Below are 26,713 nucleotides of genomic sequence, written 5' to 3' on the forward strand. Positions count from 1 at the left end.
GAAAGGGTTTAGATATACAATGAAAGATAATTTTTGGCATGAGCTGCCTCGTCCGTTCTTTATTTTGGCGCCAATGGAAGCCGTAACGGACGTTGTTTTCCGTCACGTGGTGACAGAAGCAGCTCGACCTGATGTGTTTTTTACAGAGTTTACAAATACGGAAAGCTACTGCCATCCCAAAGGAAAAGATAGCGTAAAAGGACGCCTAACGTTCACTGAAGACGAGCAGCCAATCGTTGCGCATATTTGGGGAGACAAGCCTGAATACTTCCGTCAAATGAGTATTGGCATGGCTGAAATGGGCTTCCGCGGCATCGATATTAACATGGGCTGTCCTGTGCAAAACGTTGCAGGAAACGGAAAAGGATCTGGCTTAATCCGTCGTCCAGACGTTGCGGCAGAGATTATCCAAGCAGCAAAAGCTGGCGGACTTCCTGTCAGCGTAAAAACGCGCCTTGGCTATACAAAAGTCGACGAGTGGTACGACTGGTTAAAGCATATTTTAGAACAAGATATCGTTAACCTATCTATCCACCTTCGTACGAAAAAAGAAATGAGTGACGTGGACGCACACTGGGAGCTGATCCCAGAAATCAAAAAACTTCGTGATGAAATTGCACCTCATACGCTTCTTACGATTAACGGTGACATTGCTGACCGTCAACAAGGCTTGGAGCTTGCGGAGAAGTACGGTATTGATGGAGTTATGATTGGACGCGGAATCTTCCATAATCCATTCGCGTTCGAAAAAGAAAAGAAAGAGCATACAAGCGAAGAGCTATTAGACCTTCTTCGTTTGCAGCTAGATCTTCACGATAAATATTCGAAAGAATTAGAGCCACGTCCATTTAAACCGCTTCGTCGCTTCTTCAAAATCTACGTTCGTGGATTCCGAGGTGCAAGTGAGTTACGAAACTTACTGATGAGCACAGAAACGACTGATGAAGTACGTGATTTGCTTGATGAGTTCAAAGATCGAACTGGCATGAAAGAAGACGAAGGTTTTTCCATTAAGTAATCTTTGCTTTACTTAAAAAGTGTCAACACAAAAAGCTGAGCCTACATGAGGTTCAGCTTTTGTTTTTGATAAATCAAATTTGCTTATTCACTAAAGCCGCCTTCCGTTAACGCATAGTTAATGCGCGCGAATAAATTGTTGGTTTCTTGTCTCGCTTGGGCATATACCTTTTCAAATTCCGCTTTATTTTCAGCAGGATTCTCAAATTTACCTACCTGTCCCCACATTGCTTGAACCATTTTCATGTTTTCAAAAAGCTCATAGTCTAGCGGAGTTTGCGGAGCCGGTGCAAAAACAAGCGGTGCGCCTAGTTTTTCTAGCTCTTCTTGTCCTACTACAAACGCCGGGTGATCATATAAGTCACGGTCCATCGCAGTTTTAATATCATTCATTGTCGGTCCGACTAAATAAAGCATCTGCATCATGCCTCGCTCTAAGTTCGTCGCTTGTTCCCATGTTCTATACTCAGAAGGATCCGTGCCTTGGAGCTGCGTTGGCTGATTGGCTAAAATTAATTTATAGATTTGATCCCTTTCGGCTTGATTTTGAAGCTGATATGCTTGTTGGCTTTCTGGATTAATAAACACATCACTGTAGTTTGTGATGTTTGAAACCTTTGAAGATGACGTACTGCTGACAATTGTTCGGATTGGCTCTTCCGTTAAGCTAAAGTAAATTCTTCCCGTCTCGTCCATATAGTTTTCAACTAGTTCTTGTTCTGTAAGATCTTTTTCGTAATATGGTGAATCAATTGAAACCGTTGGGATTCGAAGCTGGTCTGTCTCTTCTTGGGATAGTTCCACTTTTGAGGTTTCTTCTTTTGAATTTTCCTTTTCAGCTTCTTTTTCTATTTTTTCTTCATTCTTTTGCTCTTCCGCAGCCGCTGTTTCTTTCGCTTGTTCTGCACTCTCGTCTTTACCGCAAGCTGCTAGTAGTAAACTTGCAGCTGTTACAAGTAACCATTTCTTCATCTTGTTCGCCTCACTCGTCCGTTTTTTCTTAACTTAAAAAGTATATCATTCATAAATTGAAAATTATGGATGATATGTAAAAACAGGAAAAAGGCATTAAGCATTAGAAAAAAACATCATACGAATTAACTAATCATTACGTCTTAGAACATAGTCATGCACACTAGCCCGCTTTACATACATAAAATGTATGAATTGCAAATACAAGGAGGACAATCTATGTATTCATACTTTCATGATTTTTATCGAAACACCTCAGATACAAAGCTTTTAAGCGATATTCAAAAAGCTATCAATGCAGAGTATAGTGCTATTTCATGCTACGAAAAGTTAGCTAACCTAGCACCGACAAAAGAAGAGCGCAACAAAATACGTGAAATTCAAAAAGATGAAAAACGACACCTTGAAGAGTTCACCAGAATTTATATAGCGTTAGCTGGAAGACAGCCCTCTTATCAAATCACTGAACAATGTCCCAACAATTATAAAGATGGCATTGAGTTTGCGTTTAAAGACGAGCAAGAAGCTGTGGATTCTTACTTAGATATTTCAGACAAAGCGCAAGACCTTACGATAAAAGATCGTTTTCGACGAGCAGCCTCAGATGAGCAGAATCACGCCGTATGGTTCTTATATTTTATGAAAAACCCAAAGCCCTCTTCGTCTCAAAGGCAGCTTGATAATTACGGTGCTAAAGGGGCATTAAATGCACCATCGCTATCGTTATCAGAAATGCTGACATATGCACTTCAAGACGAGTACCTAGCTCAGTCTAGATATAATAACGTTATTCAAACGTTTGGGCCCGTACGAACATTCGTTCAAATCAAGGAAGCGGAACTACGCCATATTGATGCACTACTGCCACTATTTGATCGCTACCAAGCACCGATTCCTGATGATACTTCTCAAGACCTTGTCAAAACTCCAGCAAACCTCAAAGCTGCATATTCAGCAGGTGTTCAAGCAGAGATTGATAATATTAAGATGTACGAACGCTTTTTAACATACGATATTCCAAGTGATGCACGAACGGTCTTTTCACAGCTACGAAACGCATCTGTCAATCATTTAGCTGCTTTTGAAAGAGGGGTTGCATCTTTCGGCTAACCGATTAAACATCTTTAAAAAAAAGGCTAAACTAACAGCAGTTTAGCTTTTTTGAGATGAAGATCCTTCTTAGATAGACCTTCTGGCACCTTATTTTTTCAAACCAGCAGCAAAAAAAGGACCGTTAAAAGTAATGATTGAAAAGATTTTAGCCATTTCTTCTGGCGATTCTTTTCGGCCGCTATTAAGCCACTGTTGGATTACTCCAATATGCGCAGAAGCTATGTAAGAAGCCAAGTAGTCTCCTGGAACAAGAAAATTTTCTTTCCGAACAAAGTCAAAGGCTTCATTTTCAAAGATTTCTTTCCACATAAACTTTTTTAACCTCGTCTGAAAAGATAAATCTCCGTTTGGACCTAATAACGCTCTCATGAAACTACTGTTTTTGTTTAGATATTCAAAGATTACGATTGCGATGGTAGACGGGACCGCTATTGGTGAATCTTTCTCTAGAGAAGCAACAACGCTTGGGAAGTTCTCTTTTACAATAGTTGAAAGCTCTAGCATTACTTCATCTTCACATTTCTTCATTAAATCAAATTTATCCTCATAATGCGCATAGAATGTGCCTCGATTGATGTTGGCTCTCGTTGTGATATCTTTCACTGAAATAGCGTCGAACCCTTTTTCCTCAATCAATTCAATGAATCCATTTTGGATAGATTCTCTTGTCCGAACAATTCGTAAGTCCAAATGCTGATTTTTCATCGTATGTCCCCCTTTATTTTATCCAACAGATTGCTAAGTAGTGTCCCGTAACCAACACATCCTTGAATTTTGATTATTGATGACGCCTCATACAAAGTATAGAATTCGAATAGAATCATAATAAACAACAGGTTGTTCATTATTTTATCAAAAGTGTAAGGAGGAAGAAACATGTTTAAGAACAAACTGCTCTTATTTTCACCTCTTATTGTGTTTGGCATTATCTTTATTTTTTCACAAACATTATATCCATCCGTTCAGCCTGAACTTAAGAACTTACCGATCGCGATTGTGAACGCAGATGAAGGAATTCAGCTCCCTAATCAACCCGAGGTAAATATGGGACAGAAAGTTGTAGACATGGTGATAAAAAGCTCAAAAGCTACAGCTGAAAGTGAACCGGCTGTGAAGTGGATTGTTGAAGAAAATGAAAATGATATGCAAAAAGGATTGGAAAATCGAGACTATTACGCAGCACTCGTCATTCCTAAAGACTTCAGCGCAAAGCAAGCTTCTTTCAAGACACCTGCCCCGGAAACAGCTAAATTAGAGGTTTTTATTAATCAAGGGATGAACACGATGGCATCCACAGCTGCAGGACAAATAGTAAACAATGTAGTTGATCAGATAAACACAACTGTACGCACTCAGCTCATTACTGAATTAGAAAAACAAGGGGCAACGTTAACGCCAAAGCAAGTTGAACTGTTCGCGAACCCGATTGGTAAAACGATGAAAAATGTTCACGAAACCGGCAAAAATAGCGCAAACGGCAATTCTCCAATCTCTTTGTTTCAACCCTTATGGATTGCTTGCCTAGCAAGTGCCGCTATTCTTTTCATCGCAACTCGTAAATTAAAGGCTAGAAACCGTAAAGATGTTGTAAAAGCTAAATTAATCCAACTATTCATGGGCGCTTTCATAGCACTTGTAATTGGATTTAGCTTAACCTGGTTAGCTGCTCACATGATTGGTTTCCATATTCCACAGTTTACAGACGCAGCCTTATTCTTAACGATTACGTCCTTTAGTTTCATTTTAATGATTTCGGCCGTTCTTTCACTAGTAGGCATAAAAGGAATACCCTTATTTGCCCTAATGCTTTTCTTTGGAGCACCTTTGCTTTCACTGCCTCCAGAAATGATGTCTTCTTTTTACAGAGACTGGATTTATTCATGGTTGCCAATGCGATTCATGATTGAAGGGTTACGAGATCTCTTCTTTTTTGGAAAGAGCATCACGTGGGATGGTCCACTATCCATACTTGTATGGATTGGAATCATCAGCGGAATTGTGATCCTACTTTCTGCGTTTAAGCCACAAGCCGTCAACGAAAAAGTAGAGCTTGAACAGTAATAGAAATCACAAGAAGCCGAACTCAAATGGAGTTCGGCTTCTTTTTGCTTTGTTATTGGCCTTCGCTGGATGAAAGAAACTTTCTTTTCAGCTCTTCTAAACAACTTCTCGGAATATCGCACCCTTCTTTTAAATACGTTTCAATATCTCCGTACTGCTTCATGATTTTTTGATAAACATCTTCCAAGTACTCACGACGCACTTCCAGAACGGGCCTGATTTGTTCAGGGGAAATTCGAAATAAGCTCATCCATCGAATAAACGACTCAGTTCTTTTCATTTTTTCTGCAATTAGCTCATTTGACTTTAAGTATTCAGCTATTACTGTTTCATATGAAACGCCCAAATATAATTGAATAATAGCCGCGATAAACCCGGTTCGATCCTTACCACCCGTACAATGAATAAGAGCAGGTATCCGACTTGTATGAGATAAGAAGCAAATAATTTCTTTTATTTCGTCATGACAGCCAAAAGCCATGTGCTCATACATATCTCTCATGATTTTTTCGAAATCAACGCTAGTCGACTTGCTCACAAGAAACTTAAAAAACTCAAGATGGGTAAACTCTTGGCTCTTGTCATGGATAGATACCGATAATAGCTCCATACCAGGGCCTGGTCCCACTCGACTAACCTTTGATTTTTGTTCAGATGGCATTCTTAAATCACAAAGTGCTTTAATATTCAGCTGACGAAAGGTCTCAATATCTTGTTTCGTTAGCTTTGATAGATCTTCTGAGCGAAACAAAACTCCTTCTTTAAGCTTTTCGCCATTCTCTGTCATTACTCCGCCAACATCTCGAAAGTTAAATAGCTTTTCAAATTTATGGTTCATATTCTTTCTCCATTGTTTGTAATAGTTGCTTTTCTCTATTCTACGACATCGCACCAAAATGCTGAACTATTAATCAACTTACTTTTTATTTATTCATGCCACAATGAACAAAAAGTGTAGCCTCATATCAAAAAAATGACACAAAACTGGCGCCCTTCAAAACACCAGCTGAACCAATCCCATATATAAAAGCGTTCCTCCCCCAATCGAAAGCAGCATGCTTCCTCTCCATGCATGAAGCAGTACCACAAAGCCAACTGCTAGCATTTCAGGTAACCCATGACTTCCTGAAATAAAGCTGATATCCTTTAACGAATACACAACCAACAATCCGATGACCGCTGCCGGTAGAACAACTCCGAGATACTGAACATACTTAGGGGTTGGCTTATTGGCTGGAAAAAGTAAAAATGGTAAAAAGCGCGTAATCATCGTTCCGAGAACAACCATTATAATCATGATAACTTGCTGGGTAATAGTCATATTACATTGTCACCTCTGCTTTTTGAACAGGCTTGCGAATGAGCGTTAATACCGCTAGTATCAAAATCATAGCTGGAATAATAAAGCTATTTGGGCCAAAAACAAACAGGCTTACGCTCGAAAAACCAATTCCGATCAGTGCGCTGTGGTACTGCTTGCCTTTTTTCCATTGCTCCATAAAAATGACGACAAACAGCGCGGTCATGACGAATTCAATTCCTTCCGTGCTGAACGTAATAAACGAGCCAAAGATACTGCCAAGTGCTGAGCCGAGTACCCAGTAGCAGTGATTCAACAGCGTAATAAAAAAGAAAAACCAGCCTTTATCAATTCCTTTAGGTACATCCGTTGCCTGACTGATGGAGAATGATTCGTCGCAAAGACCATAGATTAAGTAGCCTTTCTTTCTCCCAACGCCGCTGTATTTTTCTAATAGAGAAAGCCCATAAAATAAGTGTCTAGCATTAACCATAAGCGTAAGTACTAATGCACTGACTGGATTAAACGTCGCCAGCAACAGCCCCCCTGCAACAAACTCCATTGATCCTGCGAAGATAAATAAACTCATGAGAATTGGATATATGGGATGAAACCCTAGGGAGTTCATATAGATGCCGTACGCCCCTCCTAAAAACAAAAAGCCTGCAAAAATCGGCAGAGTGTGCGGGAATGCTGCGCGAAGTGCGCGTATTTTTTCTTGATGGCTCATTGATTTCACATCCTTGCTTGAGTAACTTATTTTAGTTTTAACACACCCAATCCATACAAAAAATAAAAGAATTGTATGGATTACAATTCTCTCCGGCACGATGGTTTGGGCTATACTAAAATAAGAATTACCAAACGTCTGAACTGGAGGTGGCGTCATGCCTGTAAACTCATTTGAACATTATCCCATGTCATGGAAGCCTGATCGCTCGTCGTTAAAGCGTCCTTACTACCAATCCTTAGCTCACTTACTCGAAGAAGATATCACCAACGGCTTTTTAGCTCCAGGAACAAAGCTACCTCCACAGCGTGAGCTAGCTGATTTTCTTGATCTAAACTTCACAACGATTACAAGAGCTTATAAAATTTGTGAAATGAAAGGCCTGATTTATGCCGTAACGGGAAGCGGTACGTTCATTTCTCCAAACGCCACTCGCTCTATTACGATTTCAGCAGATAGGCTCACGTGCAACATTGATCTTGGATTTGTAGCTTCATTTGAACGAACGAGCCCTTATTTAAAGGAAGTGCTCTCAACCGTAATGGAAAAGCGCTACTTCGACCAGCTTTTAAACTACAACGATCCTACTGGAATTCCCCATCAGAAGATGGCCGCCGTGAACTGGATGGAAAACCTCGGCGTGAACGCTTCCCCCGAACAGGTTTCCATCGTATCAGGCGCTCAAAATGCGCTGGCCATCAGCTTAACCGCCTTGTTTGAGCCTGGTCAAAAAATAGCTACGGATTTATATACGTACTCAAACTTTATTGAAATTGCCAAGATGTATCATATTCAGCTTGTTCCTATTGCTGGTGATGAATGCGGAATGTCTCCAGCAGAACTTGAAAAACAATGTAGCCACACCTCTATTCACGGCGTATTTCTCATGCCTTCGTGCTGTAACCCAACGACCGTGATGATGACAGACAATCGTAAAAAAGCACTGGCATCCGTTATCAAAAAACATGATTTAATTATCATTGAAGATGATATCTACGCTTTTTTCACAGCAGGAGTAGTCACCGATTATAAACAGCCCATGTTTAACTTACTTCCTGAACAAACCGTGTACATCTGCAGCACTTCAAAAGCGCTTTACTCAGGCCTTCGCGTTGCTTATATGGTATACGGTGAGCGTTTTAAAGAGAAGATTTTGCGCGCTATTTTTAATATCAATGTCAAAACGTCATCCTTAAACGCTGAAATCGTGACGGAGCTTATCTTATCTGGAAAAGCTCATGACATTATCTCGAAGAAAAAACAGCTTGTTCAAGAAGCCAACGATCTTTATTTTGAATACTTTCCAGCTCGCAAACACTACGAGCATCCGCTGAGCTTTTTCCGCTGGCTGTCAATTAACCCTTATCATAACGCACTCCAGCTTGAAGCAGATCTTCACGAGCGTGGAATTCGCATTTATCACTCCGACCGTTTCTTAAGTGGACAGACTACGCCTAATAAATACCTGCGCGTCGCTCTTTCTTCCACTAATTCGCTGGAAGAGCTGCGAGTTGGACTTCGCGTATTGAAAGAATATCTAGAGGAAAAAGAGCTTTTATAGCAATAAAAAAAGAGTTGAAATGAACCTCAACTCTTTTTTCTCTTACTCTGCGTTTTAAAAGGCATACTGAAACAATCCGTAGTAAAGCGGACCTACCGTGATAATTCCTGTTCCAATAAATAGTGCTGCTTGTACAGGAGTGGATAACTCTTCAAGTTCTTCGTGCTTTATACCTTTAACGAAGGTAAACGTAATGTCCCAAATCAATCCTCCAACGAAAACCATCTTCCAAATAAAAGGCGTGAATAAATCAGTTCCTGTGACATATCCAAACAGCCCAAGCCATGTCACAATTGAAATAAGAAAATCGGTTACGTACGCAACGGTCTTTTTTCCTTGAATTAAAAAGCCAACTAGCGCAGTTCCTAAAATCCCTAAATAAATATACCAAAATATCTCAATCATCGTTTCGTTCCTTTTTAATTTACTATTTTCCTAGCTATTATATATGTTTTAATCCGTTTGAAAAATCATTTTTTAAAAACTTCTCCTTTATGTATGACCTTTCTATAAATCGTTTTTAGCCAAATATAAAGAACTAACTCACTGACAATAAAAACTACGATACTGATAAAGGTAGTAAAGAAGAATTCAAAAATCAGCAAGCTATAAAAGGCATGTGGAAACCACCAGGCTCCCACGTTCATTAAAAACAATAAAAAATGGCTAAACAAAGCCATTCCCTGAGCTTCTCCTAGTGTTCGATTTGTTCTTAAGATTATATATCTGCCTATTAAAAAACTAATAATAAATGAAAAAGCCATGAACATAAAATAGATGGAACTAGAAAGCAAAGCTTCTTGTGGTGAATACATCATTCTTCCTCCTTTTCACGAAAATAAATTACCATATTTTAATATAAAAGGTATTTAATGTTATAATAGTATCGTACTAAAGATATGTAAAGGTGGTCTTATACGTGTTCAGTCGTAAAATAACTTACCAAGTGCTTATCGCTTTTACAGGTATAATCTATATGTTATATAACCATTATTTACAGCCTACCGTCAGTGCAGTAGTTGATTCATATATAATTTTCCCTACTATGCTTTGTTTATTTTTATTCTTTGCTTATATGTATTTTAAGGTCGAGAAAAGGTAGGAGAAACATATGGAAGAGAGTCATGTACCTAAACGAAAAGAAACATATAAAACCCAGAGAACGTCGCCTTACCTCCGAGACGTGTTTGGTTTAGGGATTGGTTGGATTAGTTTTAATTTGCTCCCTGACCAATGGAAAATAAATTGGGTCTACCTCACAGGAGTCCTCATGATTTATTACATTGCCGTGAAGTTTGAAAACGTAAAGCTTCCGCTAAGCGTAAAATGGTTAATTAGCGTTAGTTTATACATCATTGGACTAATTTTATTGATAAAAGATTTTTAATAATGATAGATGAAAGGTTAAGGAAATGAACTGGAAGAAGTATGCTATCCTTCCCCCCCCCTTTTTTACTAATTGGAGCTCTTCTATTGTTTTATTTGCCATTGAGTCAACTTCATTATATGATGCTCGCTCCCCTCTTATTTGGGCACTATACAACTTGTGGGTTTACACAGAAAGAGATAGATAGAAAAAAGAAACATACCAAAAAGAGTAGCTTTTCAGCTACTCTTTCCCATTTTCAAAATTCCCTGAGCCACTATTGAAATAACTCCATAGAAAACAACGTTTAGCAAGAAGTATACACCATCTACTACGTTATAGTGGATCAGCAACGCCATCATCAAACAAAAACCTGCTGTGAAAACTAAACTAATTCGTTTTACTTTGTCTCCTTTCAACCGTAAGCTGTAGATGAGTGCTAGTATCCCTGTCACGACTGAAATAACAACGTAAATCACAATCATTCACTCTCCACTATTACTCTATAAATGCATAGCCTTTAAGTTCATAGGGTTTTGGTTCACTAATATCAATGGAGCTACCGTTCCAACTTGTAACAGCTCCGTATCCCCATCCATAGCGATGCTTAACCAGCGTAAACTTAACAGGGCCCTTTTCTGACTTAGCTCTAATTTCATTTGCCAATTCACTTCTTCTCAAATTATCTAATAACGTAACCCCACCGATTAATGCACCAGGGGTAGTGAACTTAATCCCCACTAAAGTACTTGTAATATACTGAGAAACCTGCGTCGCAGTTCCCCTTTCAATTTTTGAAGCAAATGCTCTGGCTTTGGCAGGTTTTAAATAATAGGTGTGTTCATCCTGACTCCACTGTGCTCTTGTATCAATCAAAGTCTTTTTTACAATGGCTCCGTTATAACTGGATGGAACGGTCTTAGTGGAAGCAGCAAAAGCACTGTTGCTAAAAGCGCTAGACATCACTAACGTAAATACGAGAGCCATCATGAATTTACTAATTTTCACAAAAACCACCTCTTTTTTGAAAATTTCTATTATTTTAGAGGCTACCATATTCTGACTAAAATCTATAGACTATTCGGCAAGATTGATTAAATTATCCTAAATTTAAAATTTATGAATGACTATTCTGCTATTATAAAAGAAACATAAAACAATCTAAATTATGTTAAAATATACTTATATTTACTTTTTGTTAATGGTGAAGAAATTGAATAATCGTAGTTCAAGATAACTTTGTATAATGATGGGGGCAATTTGTTTGATTTTGGCGTTAACTTTAAATCTAACTGGTGTATTTCAGGAAATAGTATCCTATTAAATTTATCAGGAACAGTTATTTTAATGAATTTTATCGCAGATCAAAAACTTACTAAGGTGTAATGGACTATTAATAACTATAAAGATTAGGAGGTTAAAAATCATGGATATCAGCTTTTTTTGGATTGCTATAGGGCTAGCTGCTCTTGGTTACTTTATTGGAGATGGTTTAAAAAATTTTGGTAAACCGAAAGAGAAAACAACCTACCCTTATTTAATTAAGGAGCGTGATCTTCACTATCACTTTAGCTTAACGCGAGAAGAAATGCAGGAGCTACTAAATAAATACCCAGATGCTCCTAAAATTGAGCTGAAAGGCAAGACGTATTATCCATATCATCAATTTGTTGAGTGGGTTTCATCAGCCGATCTTTATACCAATAATAAACACAGAGAATAGATGGGAGAAATAGACATGGACGCTAGAATTACATATGATACTGACGCAAAGTTAGCTTACCTTTATCTCTTCCCTGCTTCGGCTTCTTATCAAATTCAAGAAACGGAAGAATTAGAAGTAAATCCTAGTTTACTGCTTGATATTGATAGTGAGGGCCGAATTATTGGCATTGAGCTTTTCGGAATGCTTGCAGAGAAGATAGCGCCACTTTCTGGTGCTGAGCATATCTATACAATGCATGATGAGATGTTCTCATTTTGCCTATCATCTCAAGAGGCTCATGCAACATTTGTTTTTAACGGAATTAAATTTTGCTTTGCAGACGCTGATTATCAACACTTCGTCGGCTTTGACGTAATTGATTCAAATCTATATGAGCGACCGCTATTGATGCAGCTCGTTAAGCCATAAAAGAAAGCTGTAAAAAGACAAGCTACCTTCAGCTTGTCTTTTCTTATTCATGAAATCTTCGTTCCATTTGGCAACTTTTCATCCGGCTGTAGCAGCACCACGTCTCCTTCTCCTGGAACGCCACCTAAAACGAGCACTTCTGATTTAAATCCTGCAATTCGCATTGGCGGAAAGTTTACAACCGCGACGACCTGACGATTCAGAAGCTCAGTTGGCTTATAGCGATGCGTAATTTGCGCAGATGACTGCTTCACTCCAATCTCTTCTCCAAAATCAACTTCAAGCTTAATCGCCGGCTTTTTGGCCTCTGGAAACGGTTTGGCGTCAAGAATTGTACCAACGCGTAAATCTAATTTTAAAAAGTCTTCAATGTTTGCCATTTAGCTTGAACCACCTTTTTATTATTTTTCGATTGTGACCATTTCAGATTTTCTGCTTACATCACGTGTTGACCAAATCAGGATCCCAATTCCTATTAACAACAAGCTAATTCCGCTCCAAGACGCCATCGTCAGCTTTTCTCCTACAACTAAAACGCCAAGCATCGTCGCAGTTAGCGGCTCCGCTAATGCTAGAGTAACTGCGGTTGAAGATGAAACGTGTGCAAGCCCTTTGGCAAATAGAAAATAAGCAATCCCTGTGGCCATAACGCCAAGCTGAAGGCTTACACCAATACCTCTCAAGCTTACAAACCATGACATATCAAATAAAAATAGGAGCGGTGATAAAAAAAGCGCGCTTAAAATAAAGACAACCGCAACGGCTGATAGTGACGAATACTTTTCCACTAACCCTCTGCTTGCAAGGGTGTAGCAAGCAAAGGATAGGCCTGCTCCAAGCGCCATGAAAATTCCCGTTATATTTAGACTTGCCGATTCTTTGTTCAGAAATAACAGCACGCAGCCTAAGATAGATAAAAACGTAGAGCACCACCAGATGATGCTTGGCCGCTTGTTTGAATAAAACCATTCAATAAGCCCAGATAAAACAGGTGCACTCCCGATGGCCACGACCGTGCCAATCGCAACGCCTGTAATTGAAACTGCTGAAAAGAATAGCGGTTGATAGCACGCCATACTAAGAGCCGCGACAAGAGTAGCTTTTAGTGGCCATCCTTTAAAACGTAAGTCTTTTCTCATTAGAAGAAGAAGTAATAGAAACCCACCGCCTACCGCAAGCCTTGTTGCGCCAATAGCAATTGGATGTGCTGAGTCCGGGGCTAGCGCCTGAGTAGTACCAGTTGTACCCCATAGAATACCGGCTAGTAAAATAAAAAAAGGAGCTGCTTTCACATTGGCTCACCTCAATAAAAAAGATAAAAAGAACGATTACTCTTATAATAAAGAATCCACTATCCATTTTCTTTACCAAGTTTAATCTTCTTTTTATCTATTATTAAGAATTCGATATTTTTGTGGCGACATGCTTTCATGGCTGACAAACCATCTTGTAAAGGAAGAAGAGTTCGCAAAGCCGATCTCTTCGCTAATTTGGGACATCGACCGTGTCGTTGATATCAGCAGGCGCTTTGCTTCATTCAAACGAAGCTCCGATAAATAATCCTTTACGCTCTTTCCCGTTTGCTTTTTAAACCATGTCGAATAATAAACGGGATGATAATGCTCGATTGCCGCGAGGGTTTCTAGCTTGATTGGATCCTTAAAGTGCTGATGAATATAGTCAATTGAAGGGGGATTAGACGTTTGGAGCTTTTTAGTTACATATCTCGTTAAATCAACTAAAGCAGACTGATCAACAGAATTTTTCGCTTCTTCTAACAATAAATACCGAATAGCTGACCACTGACTGTCAAGCGTCATATACATGCTGCTTGTACCCCTTGGCAGATACTGAGTTGGAATATCTAAGATTAAAAATTCGTTTCGATCTCTGGAGCGATAATTATGATTCACTCCCGGAGGTAGGTAAAAGCATTGATTAGGGCTAAGCGTTACTTCTTGAAACGCCATTTCCATATCAAGAGAGCCTTGAAGTGGAAAAAGAAACTGTCCAAAATCATGCTGATGGAGCGTGAATTCTTTCGAGTATGATCTTTTTTCACACGTTAACTCGTTTACTTTATCCATACGGCTCTCTCCTTTACGTTAAGTTGAGTCTATTATAAGCTTAAATTTATATTTAAAAAAGAACTAACTACCAACAAAATTACTGCTCTTTAGTATCCTCCTATGGGTTTTAATCTCCATCAAAAAGAACACATCCATATGTTCTACACGGACGAACATGTGGATGTGCTCTCACTAAAATCCTTTTATCCTAGCAAGTTTTGAATTAGAGAACTATTGTCCATTGGTAATTAAACATGTAAACCTGCTTTTTCCAACTCTCCAAATACAAACTCACCTCTACTCATAACTGCAAGACGTTGCTTTCTTCTAGCAACTACTTCAGCCGAAGAAGTAGCGTTTACAAAAATAAAACTAGCATCATCTTGCTTTTTAGGCCATTGATACGTTCCGTCCTTGGCTAAAGGCGTTATCCCTCCGGTAACCCACTTTAAGCTATCTCTCAACGATACTTCATCAATTCTTTTGGTAATTTGACAATACTTTTGTACTTTTTCAATCAAATCTCCATGTCCTAAAGGACTCCATGAGTCATAAAAACCATCACAACCAAAATGAACTGATACACCATGTTCGTCTAATAATTCAATTGGCGGCAGGGATTTTGTTAGTGGAATAGTAGACATAATTGACACATTGTTTTTCATTAAGCGATTTGCTAAATTTTGTTGTTGTAATGTAGGAATTTCTCCTATACAAAATGCGTGGCTGATAGCAGATGCCCTTTTCCATTTTGTTTCTTCAACAATATCTAACCATTTGTTAATTGTATAAACTCCCACATCACCTCCATCATGAAGATGAATATCCACTTCAGCATCAAATTCCGCTGCGATAGCCATGGTTTCATATAATGATTTTTCAATATTTTGGTCAATGCCAGATGGATCCAATCCACCTACGACTGTGGCGCCACTTCTCATTGCTTCTCTCATTAATGCTGGTACAGAACCATTAAATAATCCATGTTGCGGAAAAGCAACAATATCTGCAGTAACAGCACCTTTGTATTCCTCTAGCGCAGCGACTACTCCTTCTAAATTTTTAAGGCCTATATAAGGATCAATATTGACGTGAGTTCGAATATGTGTGGCCCCATGTGACAAAATTTCTTCAATCATTGCTGTTGCTCTTTGTTTAGTAGTAGGTGCAAGATCCTTTAATTCTTCTGCTTCATATTGAAGTCTTTCCTTTAGATTTTTAACAGGTTTAGATGCTTTCCATTCTAACGAAAGATATGTCTTATCTAAGTGATTATGCATTTCCTTAAACGTTGGAATAGCTAGATATTCTTTAGCATCGTATACTTCTTCAGCAGTTTCAGGGATAGGCATAGTATGATGAAGGTGTTCTGCAATCTTTCCATCTTTTATCCCTATATGATAAAAACCTGTTTTTGTCTCAATACGTTCACCATCAATTATATTACCGATTTCTAATTTCACATTTTTTATCCACTTCATACTATCATTCCTCTCTTATTTAGTTGTTGCAACTTCAAATTGGTGAGTATTTATTTCTCTACCACTTTTATAAACAGAATGAATTTTTGTACGACGAGCAATTGCTTCTGCTGAACAGCTTGCTTCTGTGAATAAAAAGTCTGCTTTATCTCCTACTTTAGGCCAAACTTGGTTTCCTTCATCGTCTAAGGGAGTGATTCCTCCAGATGCATACTTCCATACTCGATTAATAGAATATTCGTCAATTAACCTAAATCTCTCTGCTAAAATATTAAGTTTTTCTAAAGTATCCCCTGTTCCAAAAGGTGACCAATGATCGGTTAAACTATCATGACCTACCGATACTTTTATACCGAATTTATCTAATGTTGGAATAGGAATTGTAGGACGATTAATTGGAACTGTTGTTGTTATATCAATCTCATTCTTTCTTAACAATGTCATAATCTCTGTTAAACTGTCTCCCTCTAAATCCCCAAGACCAATTGCATGACTCATTGTTACTTTTCCTTGCATATTTGCTTCTTCTGTAAGCTTAGCAAGCTTCTCAAATGTAAAGGCTCCTAATGTATTTGGATCATGAAGGTGAATGTCAATTCCAGCATTATTTTCTACAGCTATATCCATTGTCGTCCACAATGATTTATCGAGGTCTCTATCCACAGTGGCAGGATCAACCCCACCAACAATCGTAGCTCCATTTCTCATTGCTTCCTTTACTAATTCCACTGAATTACTTTTTAACAGCCCGTGCTGTGGAAAGGCAACAATATCGTATGTTAAATAATCTTTATACTTTTCTAAAGCTTTAATTGTAACCTCTAAATGTTTTAATTTTGAAGTGGGTTCAATGTTGCAATGTGTACGTATATGCGTGTGACCATTGCTCAGCAATAATTCAATCATTTTTTCTGCCCTTTCTTGCGCGAACGGCAGCTGCTGTGGAAGTAATTGCTTTTCTTCTTCAATTCTTGTAAAAATTCCTTTTGTAATTGGTGTACAAGCTTTCCAAGGGCCGCCATAATAAGTCTTATCAATATGGATGTGCATTTCACGGAACGAAGGCATTAACAATTTACCTTTCATATCGGTGACTGTATAGGAAGTTGAGTTAAGTTCTGTGTCATCTTCTGTAATATGAACAATCGAATCTCCTTCAACCTTTACATGTACAAGCTTAGTTTTTGTCCCTACTACTGTCCCTCTATCTTTTTTAAAGCCGCTTTCAACTCTTACATTTCTCAGCCAAAAATTTCTCATTAAAATTCCCCCATCCATATTTTAAATTTAAAAATATTACTACACTTATTCAATTATTGCTTGATTAACCATTAAATAGTTTACTGGGCTCAACCAAAAGTCTTTTACTTGGTTACTGTAGACTGCTAAATGTTCATAGTTTCGAATTGGAACATAAACAGCATCTTTAATTTCAATAGAAGCAACTTCTTCATATAGCTGTTTTCTTGTTTCTGAGTTAGGTTCTTTACGTGCTTTAACAATTAGTTCATCTACTTTTTTATTATCATAGTAGAAGTGATTACCCGGAGATCCATGAGAATTAGAATGAAATAGATTGTATTGATTGTAGTCACCATCACCCGTAGCATTTCCCCATCCACCTACAAAAAGATCATGGTCTCCTTTGTTAATAGCGTTGATATATGTTCCATATTCCATAACTTGAATATTAACTTTTACTCCTATTCCCTTTAGCTGTGATTGAACGACTTCAGCTAAATTCACACGTTCTTTCTTATCATTTGTAATTAAGGTAAGTTCCAGCTTATTATCCAAATCTTCTTCTTCGAGCAGTTTTTTAGCTTTAGCTGGATTATAGCTATATGGCTTCGTAGCTTGACTATAGCCAAACACTTTAGGACTCATCGATGAGTTAGCTAACGTTCCAACCCCGTTGTAAACACCGTCAATGATGGCTTCTCTCTTTATTGCCATTGAGAGAGCTTTTCTTACTTTTGCATTATCAAAAGGCTCTTTAGCCGTGTTAAAGCCAATGTATTCTACTGCTAATCCGTCTGTACGATAGAGGTTTAACGCATCCGAACTTTCTATACGTTCAATTTCTGTAACAGGCACTTGGTCATTAATATGAGCTTCACCAGTTTCGACCATAGCAAGACGTGTAGAATCTTCAGGGACAACTAAAAACTCGATACCATCAATAATTGGTTTTTCTCCAGAATAGCTATCATTTTTTACAAGTTTAATTGATTGTCCAGATTTCCAAGACTCAAACTTAAATGGACCTGTTCCTATTGGTGTAGTTGTTAAGCTTTTCGGGTTTTCATCAATCACCTTTGGACTTATGATACTTCCTTCATTGCTAGCTAATATTGACAATAAAGGTGCATAGGGGGCATCTAAAACGAATTGGACTTTGTAATCATCTATAACTTTAATTTCCTTAATCATACCTAACTTTTCTCGTTGGGGAGACTTTGTATCAGGATCTAGCAATCTGTCAAATGTCTTTTTTACAGCTTCTGCGTTAAAGGTAGTTCCATCATGAAATGTAACATTTTTCTTTAAATTAAATTCCCAGGTTACATTGTCAACCTGCTTCCAACTCTCAGCTAATCCTGGAATTATTTTCATATCTTTATCAAATCCCACAAGCGTTTCGTAAACTTTTTGATAAATAATATTAGCAGAAGAGATATCCGTAATGAAATGAGGGTCAAGATTTGTAGCATCGGTAGCTCTTACTACTTTTAATGTACCCCCTTCTCTTCCTTCAGTGGTTTGAGTCGATGGTTGACTTTCAGTAGTTCCAGTAGAACAAGCTTGTAATAATAACACTGCAAATATAAAGCTTAAAACAATAAACATTTGTTTCCTTATGCTTTTTTTCACTCCTTATCTCCCACCTTTTCGAAATTATAATTTCAACTGTCTATTTGCATTATAAAAAAGAACTAAGAGAATTTTTTATAATATCTTTACCTATTTTTTAATTATTTTGACTTTTTTAACAAATTGTCTTTTTTTCCTTATTTACTTCCTCTATCTTTGAACTAATCAATTGAATTTGTTTTAAAAGGAGGAAATAAAATGAGCTCACCGCTAAAGATGCAAGAAAACGTTTCTATAATCAAACCCACTAAGTCTAAGCTTTTTTGGTCAAAATCCCTTGAATTTTGGGGAGATTTTTCTAAAAACAAAGGAGCTGTTATAGGTGGAATTATTATTTTATTTTATCTTTTAATGGCACTACTAGCTCCCATCTTATCTATACATGATCCTTATCAAATCGATTTAAGTAAAAAATTGCAAAGCCCTAGCCTAGAACATTGGATGGGAACTGATGATAAAGGGAGAGATATTTTAGCTCGTATTCTTTACGGCTCTCGACTCTCAATGGGGGTTGGTTTTGCAGCGGTAGCTTTTGGCGCATTCTTTGGTATTATCATGGGTTTATTAGCAGGATACTTTGGCGGTTGGCTTGATACTTTAATTAGTAGAATACTTGACATCATGCTTGCTTTCCCAGGCATTCTACTAGCTTTAGCTATTATTAGCGCCCTGGGTCCAAGCCTTATTAATGTAACGTTTGCTGTTGGAATTTTTTCTATCCCCTTATTTGCAAGGATTGTCAGAGGATCTACTTTAGAAACAAAAGAACTTGAGTATATTGATGCTATTCGATGCTTAGGTGCTAGCGACCGTACAATTATTTTCAAGCATATCTTGCCAAATATATTATCACCAATTATTATCCAAGGAAGCTTGCGCTTAGCAACAGCTATTTTATCTGCAGCTGGCTTATCTTTTTTAGGCTTAGGAGCTCAGCCCCCCTCACCAGAATGGGGCACAATGCTTTCTAGCGGCAGGGATTTTCTTTTTAGCGCTCCCTATATTGCTATATTTCCAGGGCTAGCTATATCAACATTAGTTCTTGGCTTTAATCTGTTTGGTGATGGCTTAAGAGATGCGTTAGACCCTAGATTAAAATCTTAAGGAGGACGTTACATGATTTTCTATATTTTCCGGAGACTCATAGAAGTTATACCTGTTATCTTTGGTGTAACCTTAGTCGTATTTTTAATTATGCAAATGGTCCCTGGTGACCCAGCCGTTATTTTAGCAGGAGAAGGAGCTTCCAAAGAAACAGTAGCGCAGCTGAGAACCGACCTTGGATTAGATAAACCACTTTATGTACAATACAGCGACTATATTCTCAGCTTGCTTCAAGGAGATATGGGCAATTCCTTAAAGAATAATCAACCTGTTCTTCAAGAGATTATGACAAGGCTTCCAATTACAATTGAATTAGCTTTCTATAGCATTGTAATTACAATTGTTTTAGGAATGACTGCAGGTATTATCTCAGCTATCAAGCCTTATTCTTTAACTGATATTGGAGTTATGGTAATTGCTTTATTAGGAATTTCTTTACCTAGCTTTTGGTTAGGTTTGCTATTAATTTATGTATTCTCCATTAAACTTCAATTGCTACCAGTTTCAGGGTGGGATAGCATTTTGCATATCCTACTACCAGCTTTAACACTGGGATTAGGTGGAGCAGCAATTGTAGCTAGAATGACCAGGTCTAGCATGTTAGAAGTCATACGCCAAGATTATATAAGAACCGCTCGCGCTAAAGGGTTAAGAGGGTCCGTTATTATTTATAAGCATGCTTTACGTAATGCTCTCATTCCCGTAATCACCGTAGTCGGACTACAATTTGGAGCTTTGTTGGGAGGGACAGTTTTAGTTGAGTCGGTATTTGCTATTAATGGGCTTGGTCGAATGATCGTAGATGCAATAAGAACCCGAGACCTACCTGTAGTACAAGGTGGCGTTCTTGTAGCTTCTTTAGTATTCGTATTTGTAAACCTGTTAGTCGATATCTCGTATCGCTTCTTTAATAAGCGAATCGATTTGAAATAGGAGTGAGCTAAATGACACAGAACGTTATCTTAGAAATTAAAAACCTGCATACACATTTCTTTTCCAAAAAAGGTATTACAAAAGCCGTCGATGGGATAGACCTTACTCTACATGAAGGAGAAACATTAGGTATAGTTGGGGAATCAGGGTGTGGAAAAAGCATGACCTCCCTTTCCATTTTACGCCTCGTACCTACACCACCGGGAAAAATTGTTGAAGGTTCTATTAAGCTTAAAGGGAAAGATATTTTAACAATGTCTGAAGAAGAACTTCGCCATGTTCGTGGCAATCAAATCTCAATGATCTTTCAAGAACCTATGACTTCTCTTAACCCGGTAATTCCTGTCGGAGAACAAATAGCTGAGTCATTACGTCTACATCAACGGCTTGGAAGAAAAGAAGCCTGGAAAAAAGCAATTGAAATGCTTGAACTAGTAGGAATTCCCTCACCTATTGAACGGGCAAAACAAGAGCCTTTTCAATTAAGCGGTGGGATGCGTCAACGTGTAATGATTGCAATGGCTTTGTCATGCAGCCCTGAAATTCTAATTGCGGACGAGCCAACTACAGCTTTAGATGTAACTATTCAGGCTCAAATCTTAGAATTGATGAAAAAACTCCAAAAAGATTTAAAGATGGGAATTATCTTTATTACGCATGACCTTGGTGTAGTAGCAGAGCTGTGTGACAAGGTAGCTGTGATGTATGCAGGAAAAGTCGTTGAGTATAGTAATACGGAGCAGTTATTTTCCAATCCAAAACATCCTTATACTAAAGGACTTATTGCCTCTTTGCCTAAACTTGAAGAAGAACAAGTAGAGCTTGAAACAATGCCTGGAACTGTTCCTTCACCTTATAACTTGCCAAAAGGTTGCAGCTTTGCACCTCGCTGCTATTTCGCAACACAAGAGTGTCAAAACCAGAAACCTCCGCTATACACTTTAGAAGATAATAGCCAAATTAGATGTTTCTTATTTCAAGATAGTGTAAAGAAAAGTGAGGTAGATATCAAATGAATGTATCATCTCCTATCAAAAAGCAAGCAATATTAGAAGTAACCGGGTTAAAACAGTATTTTACACTAAAAAACGGATTGCCATTTAAGCCTCCTCAACAAATTAAAGCTGTTGATGATATTAGTTTTTCATTATTTGAAGGGGAAACATTGAGTATTGTAGGAGAGTCAGGATGTGGAAAATCTACAACCGGGAGAGCTATCCTTCAACTTGATAAACCGACAGCTGGAAGCATTAACTATAAAGGGCTTGATCTAAGCACATTATCAAAGAAAGAACTTCGAAAAATTCGCGGGGAACTTCAAATTATTTTCCAAGATCCCTTTGCATCTTTAAACCCTAGGCAAACAGTAAGAAAAATTTTGACAGAAGCTATGATAATTCAAAAAGTTGTACCATTCGAACAACACGAAAAAAGACTAAAAGAACTATTAGATTACGTTGGGCTTCCATTAACCTCTCTAGATCGTCTGCCACATGAGTTTAGCGGTGGTCAAAGACAGAGGATTGGCATTGCGCGCGCATTAGCTGTAAATCCTAAAGTAATTATTTGTGACGAAGCCGTTTCAGCTTTAGATGTTTCTATTCAAGCTCAAATTCTAAATTTATTAAAAAGTTTACAAAAAGAGCTCAAACTTACTTATTTATTTATTTCTCATGATTTAAGCGTAGTTAAACACATATCCGATCGCGTGATTGTTATGTATTTAGGAGAGATTGTTGAGATAGCTACAAAAGCTGAGCTGTTTGATAACCCGTCTCACCCCTATACTAAAGCGTTACTTTCCGCTATACCAAGTGCTAATGCTCAAAAACGGGCACAACGAATTTTATTAAAAGGAGATATCCCTTCACCATTACATCCTCCTGAAGGATGTAAATTTCATACTAGGTGTCCAGCTGCAACGGATCAATGTAAATTAGTTGCCCCTCCTATGATTGGTGGAGAGAATCATTTAACAAAATGTCATTATGTATAAACCTATTTTCATAATAATCATTTTCTATTAAAATAAAGATATCTCTTCTTACAGGAGCCTATACATGTTTACATTAGAATCATTTTCTTTCTATATTATGCTATCAGTACTAGCCCCTATTATCGGGGCTTTTAGTTTACTATTTTTATTTATTTTTGAAAAAAGGCTAGATCAATTACAGAAAGAAAAGAAAGAGCTACTATTAAAGCAAGAGCTTCAGCTTGCAAAGTATAACCAATTGAACCAGCAGATTCAACCCCATTTCTTTTTTAATACGCTCAATGTGATTCTTAGTCTTGCGCGTTTAAACAAGAAAGAGGAACTTATTACTTCTATTGAAATACTCTCTAAATATTTCAAGCTTAAATACACAACTGTTGATCCTCTAATTTCACTAGAACAAGAAATTACATATACTCAGTACTATTTATCAATTCAACACTTACGTTTTAGAAATCGAGTAGAATATGTTTGGAATATTGAAGAGAATTGTTTACCTTTTCAAATTCCGCCTTTCTTATTACAAACACTTGTTGAAAACGCTTTTAAACATGGTATTGAAAAGAATCCTGGCCCAGGAAAGCTAATTATTACACTGAAAGAAGAAAGAGACCAAGTTTTTTTAAAAGTATGGAATAGTGTAGCTACTTCAAGCACAAATTCTGAGTCAAAAGAAGGGTTAGGCTTAGAAAACATTGAGAAAAGATTACAAATGTTATTTCCTCTTGATACCGTCTTTATACATTTATATGCTGAAAATCAAGGTGTTAGTGTTCAAGTCCTATGGCCGAAAGTAAAAGATAGACACCATTTTACACTATGAGGGAGGAGTTTCAATGCACATATTATTAGTTGATGACGAGCCACTTGAACTAGAGCAATTAGAATATATCATCAATGAAAATTTTTCATACTGGAATATTCATAAAGCCGCAGATGCTTCTCAAGCTATGAAAATTTTAAAGTACTACCCTGTTAATCTCGTCTTGCTAGATATTCAACTGCCTGGAAAATCTGGCATTGAACTTGGTAGAGAAATTAAGACACAGTATAAGCTCGATATTATTATGGTAACCGCTTTTCAATCTTTTGATTATGCAAAGGATTCGCTGAGATTAGGTGCAAAAGATTATATTACAAAACCAATCATAGAGGAAGAACTTATTAAAGTATTAAACCCTTACAGGTATTCAACTATTCAATCACATATTATTCATCAAACATTAGCCATTATTCATAATCAATATGCTACAAAACTTTCTCTGTCTAGTGTTGCTCAACAAATTCATGTCAATAGTACATATCTTAGTCGGAAATTCCATGATGAAATGAATATTGGTTTTTCCGAATACTTAAATAACTTCAGAATCAAACAAGCAGAAATATTGCTTATACAAGACGATGAAAAATCTATTTTATGTATAGCAGAAGAATGTGGGTTTAGCAGTCAACATTACTTCAGTTCGTTATTTAAAAAGCAGCTTGGCTGTACTCCAACAGAATATAGAGCAAAGTTGAAGGTTAAAATGCAATGAATACTTCAAGTTATTCCGTTTATATACAAGGTATTGTTAAATTCGGACTTGCTTATGGAGTCGTATCCTTGCTATCTAGATGGATTAACAGCAATACGATTTTATCAGCACCCGAAACGCTTGTGAAATATGGATTACTAGGAGGGATAGGTTATGCTGTTATGGGAGCAATCGCTTTATTTCTATTCGGACTCATTGCTCCTTCTATACAAAAGCGCTTCCCAAACGCATTGACCATTGGGGATATTCTTTATGAAAGATTAGATAGAAGGTCATACTGGTTTGCGATGCTAGTTTTAGTTATTACCAGCTTTGATTATCTTCTTATTCAAGTTTTGAGTATTGGAATCATAGTACATTTACTGCTAAAGATCCCATCATATATAGGTTTGCTTATATTTTTACTATATTGTTATGTATTATTTGGATTAGGTGGTATGAAGCGAATACATAAATTCAAGGCGATTCACATTTCGATTGTTTTCGCTGCTATTATTTTAATACCTGTTTATTTCTTTATTAAAGAAGGTATTTACCCAGTTTATGATGGCCTGACTCTTTATCATCCATACTTATTATATTTTAAAGATACTTATATCTTGTTATTTGTACTAACTGGACTCATTGTATCAATTGGACAATTACTAATAGACCGATCAACTTGGCAAAGAATTTACGTTATTGAACCTTCCAAGATTAGGTCTTCCTTCTTTATGACAGGAATCATTTGGTCTGCTATTCCATTAGCATTCACATCAATTACTCTTATTACCATACATAATCAAGGTTTTGAAGGTGTCAACTCTATTCTTAACCAATTAGTTGAGAAAGTGGACTCTGCCTTTCTTATTATATTATTTATCGGGTGCTGCTTTAGCATTATTGCTTCTACTACTGGTGCAGAATTGCATGCCACATCTATTATGATTGTCCGAAACATACTTGCTGTTTATTTTAACTGGGACAGTAAACAACAGCTAAAGAAAACTTACTTAGCAGCAGGAGCACTTTGTCTAGCTTTATTTTTCACTTCAATTGCGTTATCTCCTACTCTAGTATCAATTATCTTCTTTTTCGGTAAAATATATGCTGCTGCAATTCCGACAATGCTGGTGGTTATCTTTTATAAAAAAACAGTTCCTAAATACCTTCCCTATTGTTCACTAGCTGGTGGATTATTTAGCAATATTCCTATTTACGGTGTTTCTAATTTGACGGCTATTTGGATTAGCTTTGGCCTTTCTAGTTTTTTTATAGTATGCTATTTGGCAATAAATCAAATAGGCAAAAAACCTGAATGATTAAAATTCAGGTTTTTTTATTAATTATAAAAACAGCTGCCACGTTCTTTGCGGCTCTTTCCACATACTCGCTGGCATTCGCAAAAGCATTTTCCAGCGTTGTTACTCCTGGCACAATGCTAAATAATGCATCGATACCATGTTCATAAACAACCTGGCTGTCAGCTCCAACGTTGCCAGCAATTCCAATGACAGGAACGCCATATTTTTTGGCCGCTTTGGCAACGCCAATGGGAGTTTTGCCGTAAATGGTTTGCCCATCAATTTTTCCTTCTCCCGTGATGACTACATCAGCATCACGCACGGCTTCTAGTAAACTTGTTGCCTCAATGACGATGTCGACGCCCCTTTTTAATTCCGCTTGTAAGAAAGCAAGCAGCCCTGCGCCTAATCCCCCTGCTGCACCAGCTCCTGGTACGTCATCAATCTTTTGACCAAGATCTCGTTCAAGAACGGCTGCGTAATGTCTTAAATTTTGATCTAACAGCGCAACCATCTCTGGTGTTGCTCCTTTTTGTGGACCGAAGATGGCAGATGCTCCTCGCTCTCCGGTAAGAGGATTATCAACATCACACGCTACTTCAATTTTGACGTGCTGAAGACGCGAATCTAACGTTGCTAGATTAATAAAAGCTAAGTTTCCGAGTGCTCCTCCACCATCTAGAATTTCGTTTCCTTCTGCATCTAGTAACTGTGCACCAAGCGCTTTGGCCATTCCAGCGCCTCCATCGTTTGTGGCACTTCCACCAATCCCGATAATAATATGGTTTACGCCGTAATCTAGCGCTGCTGAAATGAGCTCACCTGTACCTTTTGTTGTTGTCATAAGCGGATTTCGATTAGCTGGGGGTACGAGATGCAGTCCTGATGCGGCTGCCATTTCAATGACGGCCGTCTTCTTCGTTCCCAAAATGCCAAAGAAAGCTTCAACCGGTTCGCCTAAAGGACCCGTAACCTTTTTTAAAATAATTTCTCCATCCGTTGCGTCAACCAGTGACTGAACCGTTCCTTCTCCTCCATCAGCCATCGGTATTTTCACATAATTTGCTTGTGGCAATACTTGTTTAAAACCTTTTTCAACTGCTTCAGCCACTTCTAAAGCTGATAAGCTTTCTTTAAATGAATCCGGAGCAATGACAATCTTCATTACACTCTCTCCCTACACT

Annotated in this window: 30 protein-coding genes; 14 read left to right on the forward strand and 16 right to left on the reverse strand. The window is 37.7% G+C overall.

The features are described from left to right. Window positions 1–19: 19 nt before the first annotated feature. Window positions 20–1,018, forward strand: a complete 999-nt coding sequence (locus V2145_RS19710; protein WP_094911401.1) for a tRNA dihydrouridine synthase — start codon at window positions 20–22, stop codon at window positions 1,016–1,018. A gap of 83 nt (window positions 1,019–1,101) precedes the next feature. On the opposite strand, the gene V2145_RS19715 is transcribed toward V2145_RS19710, so the two are convergent. Continuing rightward, window positions 1,102–1,989, reverse strand: a complete 888-nt coding sequence (locus V2145_RS19715; RefSeq protein WP_311859586.1) for a hypothetical protein — start codon at window positions 1,987–1,989, stop codon at window positions 1,102–1,104. 219 nt (window positions 1,990–2,208) lie between these two features. Here V2145_RS19715 and V2145_RS19720 point away from each other — a divergent pair, with 219 nt between their 5' ends. Then, window positions 2,209–3,099: a ferritin family protein gene (locus tag V2145_RS19720; RefSeq protein WP_222582557.1), complete on the forward strand. Its 891-nt coding sequence runs from the start codon at window positions 2,209–2,211 to the stop codon at window positions 3,097–3,099. A gap of 90 nt (window positions 3,100–3,189) precedes the next feature. Here V2145_RS19720 and V2145_RS19725 read toward each other — a convergent pair whose 3' ends face one another. Continuing rightward, the gene (locus V2145_RS19725; protein ID WP_330988164.1) at window positions 3,190–3,807 is read right to left on the reverse strand and encodes a TetR/AcrR family transcriptional regulator; all 618 of its coding nucleotides are present in this window, start codon (window positions 3,805–3,807) and stop codon (window positions 3,190–3,192) included. Between the two features lie 171 nt (window positions 3,808–3,978). Between V2145_RS19725 and V2145_RS19730 the strand changes: the two genes are divergently transcribed. Next, window positions 3,979–5,163, forward strand: coding sequence for a YhgE/Pip domain-containing protein (locus V2145_RS19730; protein ID WP_222582556.1), 1,185 nt, complete (start codon window positions 3,979–3,981; stop codon window positions 5,161–5,163). A gap of 52 nt (window positions 5,164–5,215) precedes the next feature. Here V2145_RS19730 and V2145_RS19735 read toward each other — a convergent pair whose 3' ends face one another. From V2145_RS19735 to V2145_RS19745, 3 genes are all read right to left on the reverse strand, one after another. After that, window positions 5,216–6,001, reverse strand: coding sequence for a tyrosine-protein phosphatase (locus tag V2145_RS19735; protein ID WP_330988165.1), 786 nt, complete (start codon window positions 5,999–6,001; stop codon window positions 5,216–5,218). Window positions 6,002–6,157: 156 nt separating this feature from the next. Further along, on the reverse strand, window positions 6,158–6,484 hold the full coding sequence (locus tag V2145_RS19740; RefSeq protein ID WP_131887187.1) for a branched-chain amino acid transporter permease: 327 nt from the start codon (window positions 6,482–6,484) through the stop codon (window positions 6,158–6,160). A 1-nt stretch (window position 6,485) separates the two neighbouring features. Further along, window positions 6,486–7,193, reverse strand: a complete 708-nt coding sequence (locus V2145_RS19745; RefSeq protein ID WP_131887188.1) for an AzlC family ABC transporter permease — start codon at window positions 7,191–7,193, stop codon at window positions 6,486–6,488. A 157-nt stretch (window positions 7,194–7,350) separates the two neighbouring features. On the opposite strand from V2145_RS19745, the gene V2145_RS19750 reads away from it, so the two are divergent. Beyond that, entirely contained in the window at window positions 7,351–8,754 is a 1,404-nt protein-coding gene (locus V2145_RS19750) for an aminotransferase-like domain-containing protein (protein ID WP_330988166.1), read from the forward strand. Window positions 8,755–8,808: 54 nt separating this feature from the next. Here V2145_RS19750 and V2145_RS19755 read toward each other — a convergent pair whose 3' ends face one another. Next, entirely contained in the window at window positions 8,809–9,159 is a 351-nt protein-coding gene (locus tag V2145_RS19755) for a hypothetical protein (protein WP_330988167.1), read from the reverse strand. Between the two features lie 65 nt (window positions 9,160–9,224). Further along, the gene (locus V2145_RS19760; protein ID WP_142299146.1) at window positions 9,225–9,572 is read right to left on the reverse strand and encodes a hypothetical protein; all 348 of its coding nucleotides are present in this window, start codon (window positions 9,570–9,572) and stop codon (window positions 9,225–9,227) included. A gap of 293 nt (window positions 9,573–9,865) precedes the next feature. On the opposite strand from V2145_RS19760, the gene V2145_RS19765 reads away from it, so the two are divergent. Continuing rightward, window positions 9,866–10,141 (forward strand): hypothetical protein, encoded by a 276-nt coding sequence (locus tag V2145_RS19765; RefSeq protein ID WP_311859598.1) that lies wholly within the window; start codon window positions 9,866–9,868, stop codon window positions 10,139–10,141. A gap of 218 nt (window positions 10,142–10,359) precedes the next feature. On the opposite strand, the gene V2145_RS19770 is transcribed toward V2145_RS19765, so the two are convergent. Both V2145_RS19770 and V2145_RS19775 read right to left on the reverse strand, forming a co-directional pair. Beyond that, on the reverse strand, window positions 10,360–10,605 hold the full coding sequence (locus tag V2145_RS19770) for a hypothetical protein (RefSeq protein ID WP_131887191.1): 246 nt from the start codon (window positions 10,603–10,605) through the stop codon (window positions 10,360–10,362). A 13-nt stretch (window positions 10,606–10,618) separates the two neighbouring features. After that, window positions 10,619–11,128 carry a hypothetical protein gene (locus tag V2145_RS19775; protein WP_131887192.1) on the reverse strand — a complete coding sequence of 170 codons (510 nt, stop codon included), beginning with the start codon at window positions 11,126–11,128 and terminating at the stop codon, window positions 10,619–10,621. A 418-nt stretch (window positions 11,129–11,546) separates the two neighbouring features. On the opposite strand from V2145_RS19775, the gene V2145_RS19780 reads away from it, so the two are divergent. Together V2145_RS19780 and V2145_RS19785 are read left to right on the forward strand one after the other, a co-directional pair. Further along, complete coding sequence (locus tag V2145_RS19780; RefSeq protein WP_131887193.1) at window positions 11,547–11,843, forward strand: DNA-binding protein; 297 nt, start codon at window positions 11,547–11,549, stop codon at window positions 11,841–11,843. Window positions 11,844–11,858: 15 nt separating this feature from the next. Next, window positions 11,859–12,254: a DUF2283 domain-containing protein gene (locus V2145_RS19785; RefSeq protein ID WP_165932518.1), complete on the forward strand. Its 396-nt coding sequence runs from the start codon at window positions 11,859–11,861 to the stop codon at window positions 12,252–12,254. A gap of 47 nt (window positions 12,255–12,301) precedes the next feature. Here the strand turns inward: V2145_RS19785 and csaA are convergent, their stop codons facing one another. The 6 genes from csaA to V2145_RS19815 all read right to left on the reverse strand — a co-directional run bounded on the left by csaA (window position 12,302) and on the right by V2145_RS19815 (window position 18,666). Further along, window positions 12,302–12,634, reverse strand: coding sequence for a chaperone CsaA (csaA, locus tag V2145_RS19790; protein WP_222582548.1), 333 nt, complete (start codon window positions 12,632–12,634; stop codon window positions 12,302–12,304). A 21-nt stretch (window positions 12,635–12,655) separates the two neighbouring features. Next, window positions 12,656–13,546 (reverse strand): EamA family transporter, encoded by an 891-nt coding sequence (locus tag V2145_RS19795; protein ID WP_222582547.1) that lies wholly within the window; start codon window positions 13,544–13,546, stop codon window positions 12,656–12,658. A gap of 93 nt (window positions 13,547–13,639) precedes the next feature. Then, complete coding sequence (locus V2145_RS19800) at window positions 13,640–14,341, reverse strand: AraC family transcriptional regulator (RefSeq protein WP_222582546.1); 702 nt, start codon at window positions 14,339–14,341, stop codon at window positions 13,640–13,642. Between the two features lie 230 nt (window positions 14,342–14,571). Next, window positions 14,572–15,804, reverse strand: coding sequence for an amidohydrolase (locus V2145_RS19805; protein WP_210611209.1), 1,233 nt, complete (start codon window positions 15,802–15,804; stop codon window positions 14,572–14,574). Window positions 15,805–15,819: 15 nt separating this feature from the next. Continuing rightward, a complete protein-coding gene (locus tag V2145_RS19810) occupies window positions 15,820–17,064 on the reverse strand; it encodes an amidohydrolase family protein (RefSeq protein WP_330988168.1) in 1,245 nt (414 codons plus the stop codon). A 45-nt stretch (window positions 17,065–17,109) separates the two neighbouring features. After that, entirely contained in the window at window positions 17,110–18,666 is a 1,557-nt protein-coding gene (locus V2145_RS19815; RefSeq protein ID WP_432651976.1) for a glutathione ABC transporter substrate-binding protein, read from the reverse strand. Window positions 18,667–18,876: 210 nt separating this feature from the next. Between V2145_RS19815 and V2145_RS19820 the strand changes: the two genes are divergently transcribed. From V2145_RS19820 to V2145_RS19850, 7 genes are all read left to right on the forward strand, one after another. Next, a complete protein-coding gene (locus V2145_RS19820; RefSeq protein WP_247600598.1) occupies window positions 18,877–19,782 on the forward strand; it encodes an ABC transporter permease in 906 nt (301 codons plus the stop codon). 12 nt (window positions 19,783–19,794) lie between these two features. Continuing rightward, the gene (gene nikB / locus V2145_RS19825; RefSeq protein ID WP_094911378.1) at window positions 19,795–20,715 is read left to right on the forward strand and encodes a nickel ABC transporter permease; all 921 of its coding nucleotides are present in this window, start codon (window positions 19,795–19,797) and stop codon (window positions 20,713–20,715) included. Window positions 20,716–20,726: 11 nt separating this feature from the next. Further along, on the forward strand, window positions 20,727–21,731 hold the full coding sequence (locus V2145_RS19830) for an ABC transporter ATP-binding protein (RefSeq protein WP_210611211.1): 1,005 nt from the start codon (window positions 20,727–20,729) through the stop codon (window positions 21,729–21,731). Beyond that, on the forward strand, window positions 21,728–22,711 hold the full coding sequence (locus tag V2145_RS19835) for an ABC transporter ATP-binding protein (protein ID WP_094911376.1): 984 nt from the start codon (window positions 21,728–21,730) through the stop codon (window positions 22,709–22,711). The genes V2145_RS19830 and V2145_RS19835 overlap by 4 nt, the downstream gene beginning before the upstream one ends. Window positions 22,712–22,775: 64 nt before the next feature. Continuing rightward, window positions 22,776–23,534 carry a sensor histidine kinase gene (locus tag V2145_RS19840; protein WP_094911375.1) on the forward strand — a complete coding sequence of 253 codons (759 nt, stop codon included), beginning with the start codon at window positions 22,776–22,778 and terminating at the stop codon, window positions 23,532–23,534. Between the two features lie 13 nt (window positions 23,535–23,547). Beyond that, a complete protein-coding gene (locus V2145_RS19845) occupies window positions 23,548–24,246 on the forward strand; it encodes a response regulator transcription factor (protein WP_094911374.1) in 699 nt (232 codons plus the stop codon). Then, entirely contained in the window at window positions 24,243–25,547 is a 1,305-nt protein-coding gene (locus V2145_RS19850; RefSeq protein WP_094911373.1) for a hypothetical protein, read from the forward strand. Before V2145_RS19845 ends, V2145_RS19850 begins: the two co-directional genes overlap by 4 nt. 7 nt (window positions 25,548–25,554) lie before the next feature. Here V2145_RS19850 and V2145_RS19855 read toward each other — a convergent pair whose 3' ends face one another. Continuing rightward, the gene (locus V2145_RS19855; RefSeq protein ID WP_311859615.1) at window positions 25,555–26,694 is read right to left on the reverse strand and encodes a glycerate kinase; all 1,140 of its coding nucleotides are present in this window, start codon (window positions 26,692–26,694) and stop codon (window positions 25,555–25,557) included. Between the last annotated feature and the right edge of the window lie 19 nt (window positions 26,695–26,713).

Source organism: Priestia sp. GS2, from assembly GCF_036409025.1.
Classification (GTDB): Bacteria; Bacillota; Bacilli; order Bacillales; family Bacillaceae_H; genus Priestia; species Priestia aryabhattai_A.

Bases quoted from the DNA above. Each gene is read 5' to 3' on its own strand.
- V2145_RS19740 (WP_131887187.1), bottom strand. From the start codon at position 6,484: ATGACTATTACCCAGCAAGTTATCATGATTATAATGGTTGTTCTCGGA.
- V2145_RS19780 (WP_131887193.1), top strand. From the start codon at position 11,547: ATGGATATCAGCTTTTTTTGGATTGCTATAGGGCTAGCTGCTCTTGGT.
- V2145_RS19770 (WP_131887191.1), bottom strand. From the start codon at position 10,605: ATGATTGTGATTTACGTTGTTATTTCAGTCGTGACAGGGATACTAGCA.
- V2145_RS19735 (WP_330988165.1), bottom strand. From the start codon at position 6,001: ATGAACCATAAATTTGAAAAGCTATTTAACTTTCGAGATGTTGGCGGA.
- V2145_RS19855 (WP_311859615.1), bottom strand. From the start codon at position 26,694: ATGAAGATTGTCATTGCTCCGGATTCATTTAAAGAAAGCTTATCAGCT.
- nikB (WP_094911378.1), top strand. From the start codon at position 19,795: ATGATTTTCTATATTTTCCGGAGACTCATAGAAGTTATACCTGTTATC.
- V2145_RS19805 (WP_210611209.1), bottom strand. From the start codon at position 15,804: ATGAAGTGGATAAAAAATGTGAAATTAGAAATCGGTAATATAATTGAT.
- V2145_RS19730 (WP_222582556.1), top strand. From the start codon at position 3,979: ATGTTTAAGAACAAACTGCTCTTATTTTCACCTCTTATTGTGTTTGGC.
- V2145_RS19760 (WP_142299146.1), bottom strand. From the start codon at position 9,572: ATGATGTATTCACCACAAGAAGCTTTGCTTTCTAGTTCCATCTATTTT.
- V2145_RS19715 (WP_311859586.1), bottom strand. From the start codon at position 1,989: ATGAAGAAATGGTTACTTGTAACAGCTGCAAGTTTACTACTAGCAGCT.
- V2145_RS19785 (WP_165932518.1), top strand. From the start codon at position 11,859: ATGGACGCTAGAATTACATATGATACTGACGCAAAGTTAGCTTACCTT.
- csaA (WP_222582548.1), bottom strand. From the start codon at position 12,634: ATGGCAAACATTGAAGACTTTTTAAAATTAGATTTACGCGTTGGTACA.
- V2145_RS19835 (WP_094911376.1), top strand. From the start codon at position 21,728: ATGAATGTATCATCTCCTATCAAAAAGCAAGCAATATTAGAAGTAACC.
- V2145_RS19840 (WP_094911375.1), top strand. From the start codon at position 22,776: ATGTTTACATTAGAATCATTTTCTTTCTATATTATGCTATCAGTACTA.
- V2145_RS19850 (WP_094911373.1), top strand. From the start codon at position 24,243: ATGAATACTTCAAGTTATTCCGTTTATATACAAGGTATTGTTAAATTC.
- V2145_RS19710 (WP_094911401.1), top strand. From the start codon at position 20: ATGAAAGATAATTTTTGGCATGAGCTGCCTCGTCCGTTCTTTATTTTG.
- V2145_RS19830 (WP_210611211.1), top strand. From the start codon at position 20,727: ATGACACAGAACGTTATCTTAGAAATTAAAAACCTGCATACACATTTC.
- V2145_RS19755 (WP_330988167.1), bottom strand. From the start codon at position 9,159: ATGATTGAGATATTTTGGTATATTTATTTAGGGATTTTAGGAACTGCG.
- V2145_RS19820 (WP_247600598.1), top strand. From the start codon at position 18,877: ATGAGCTCACCGCTAAAGATGCAAGAAAACGTTTCTATAATCAAACCC.
- V2145_RS19810 (WP_330988168.1), bottom strand. From the start codon at position 17,064: ATGAGAAATTTTTGGCTGAGAAATGTAAGAGTTGAAAGCGGCTTTAAA.
- V2145_RS19800 (WP_222582546.1), bottom strand. From the start codon at position 14,341: ATGGATAAAGTAAACGAGTTAACGTGTGAAAAAAGATCATACTCGAAA.
- V2145_RS19765 (WP_311859598.1), top strand. From the start codon at position 9,866: ATGGAAGAGAGTCATGTACCTAAACGAAAAGAAACATATAAAACCCAG.
- V2145_RS19745 (WP_131887188.1), bottom strand. From the start codon at position 7,193: ATGAGCCATCAAGAAAAAATACGCGCACTTCGCGCAGCATTCCCGCAC.
- V2145_RS19750 (WP_330988166.1), top strand. From the start codon at position 7,351: ATGCCTGTAAACTCATTTGAACATTATCCCATGTCATGGAAGCCTGAT.
- V2145_RS19725 (WP_330988164.1), bottom strand. From the start codon at position 3,807: ATGAAAAATCAGCATTTGGACTTACGAATTGTTCGGACAAGAGAATCT.
- V2145_RS19720 (WP_222582557.1), top strand. From the start codon at position 2,209: ATGTATTCATACTTTCATGATTTTTATCGAAACACCTCAGATACAAAG.
- V2145_RS19845 (WP_094911374.1), top strand. From the start codon at position 23,548: ATGCACATATTATTAGTTGATGACGAGCCACTTGAACTAGAGCAATTA.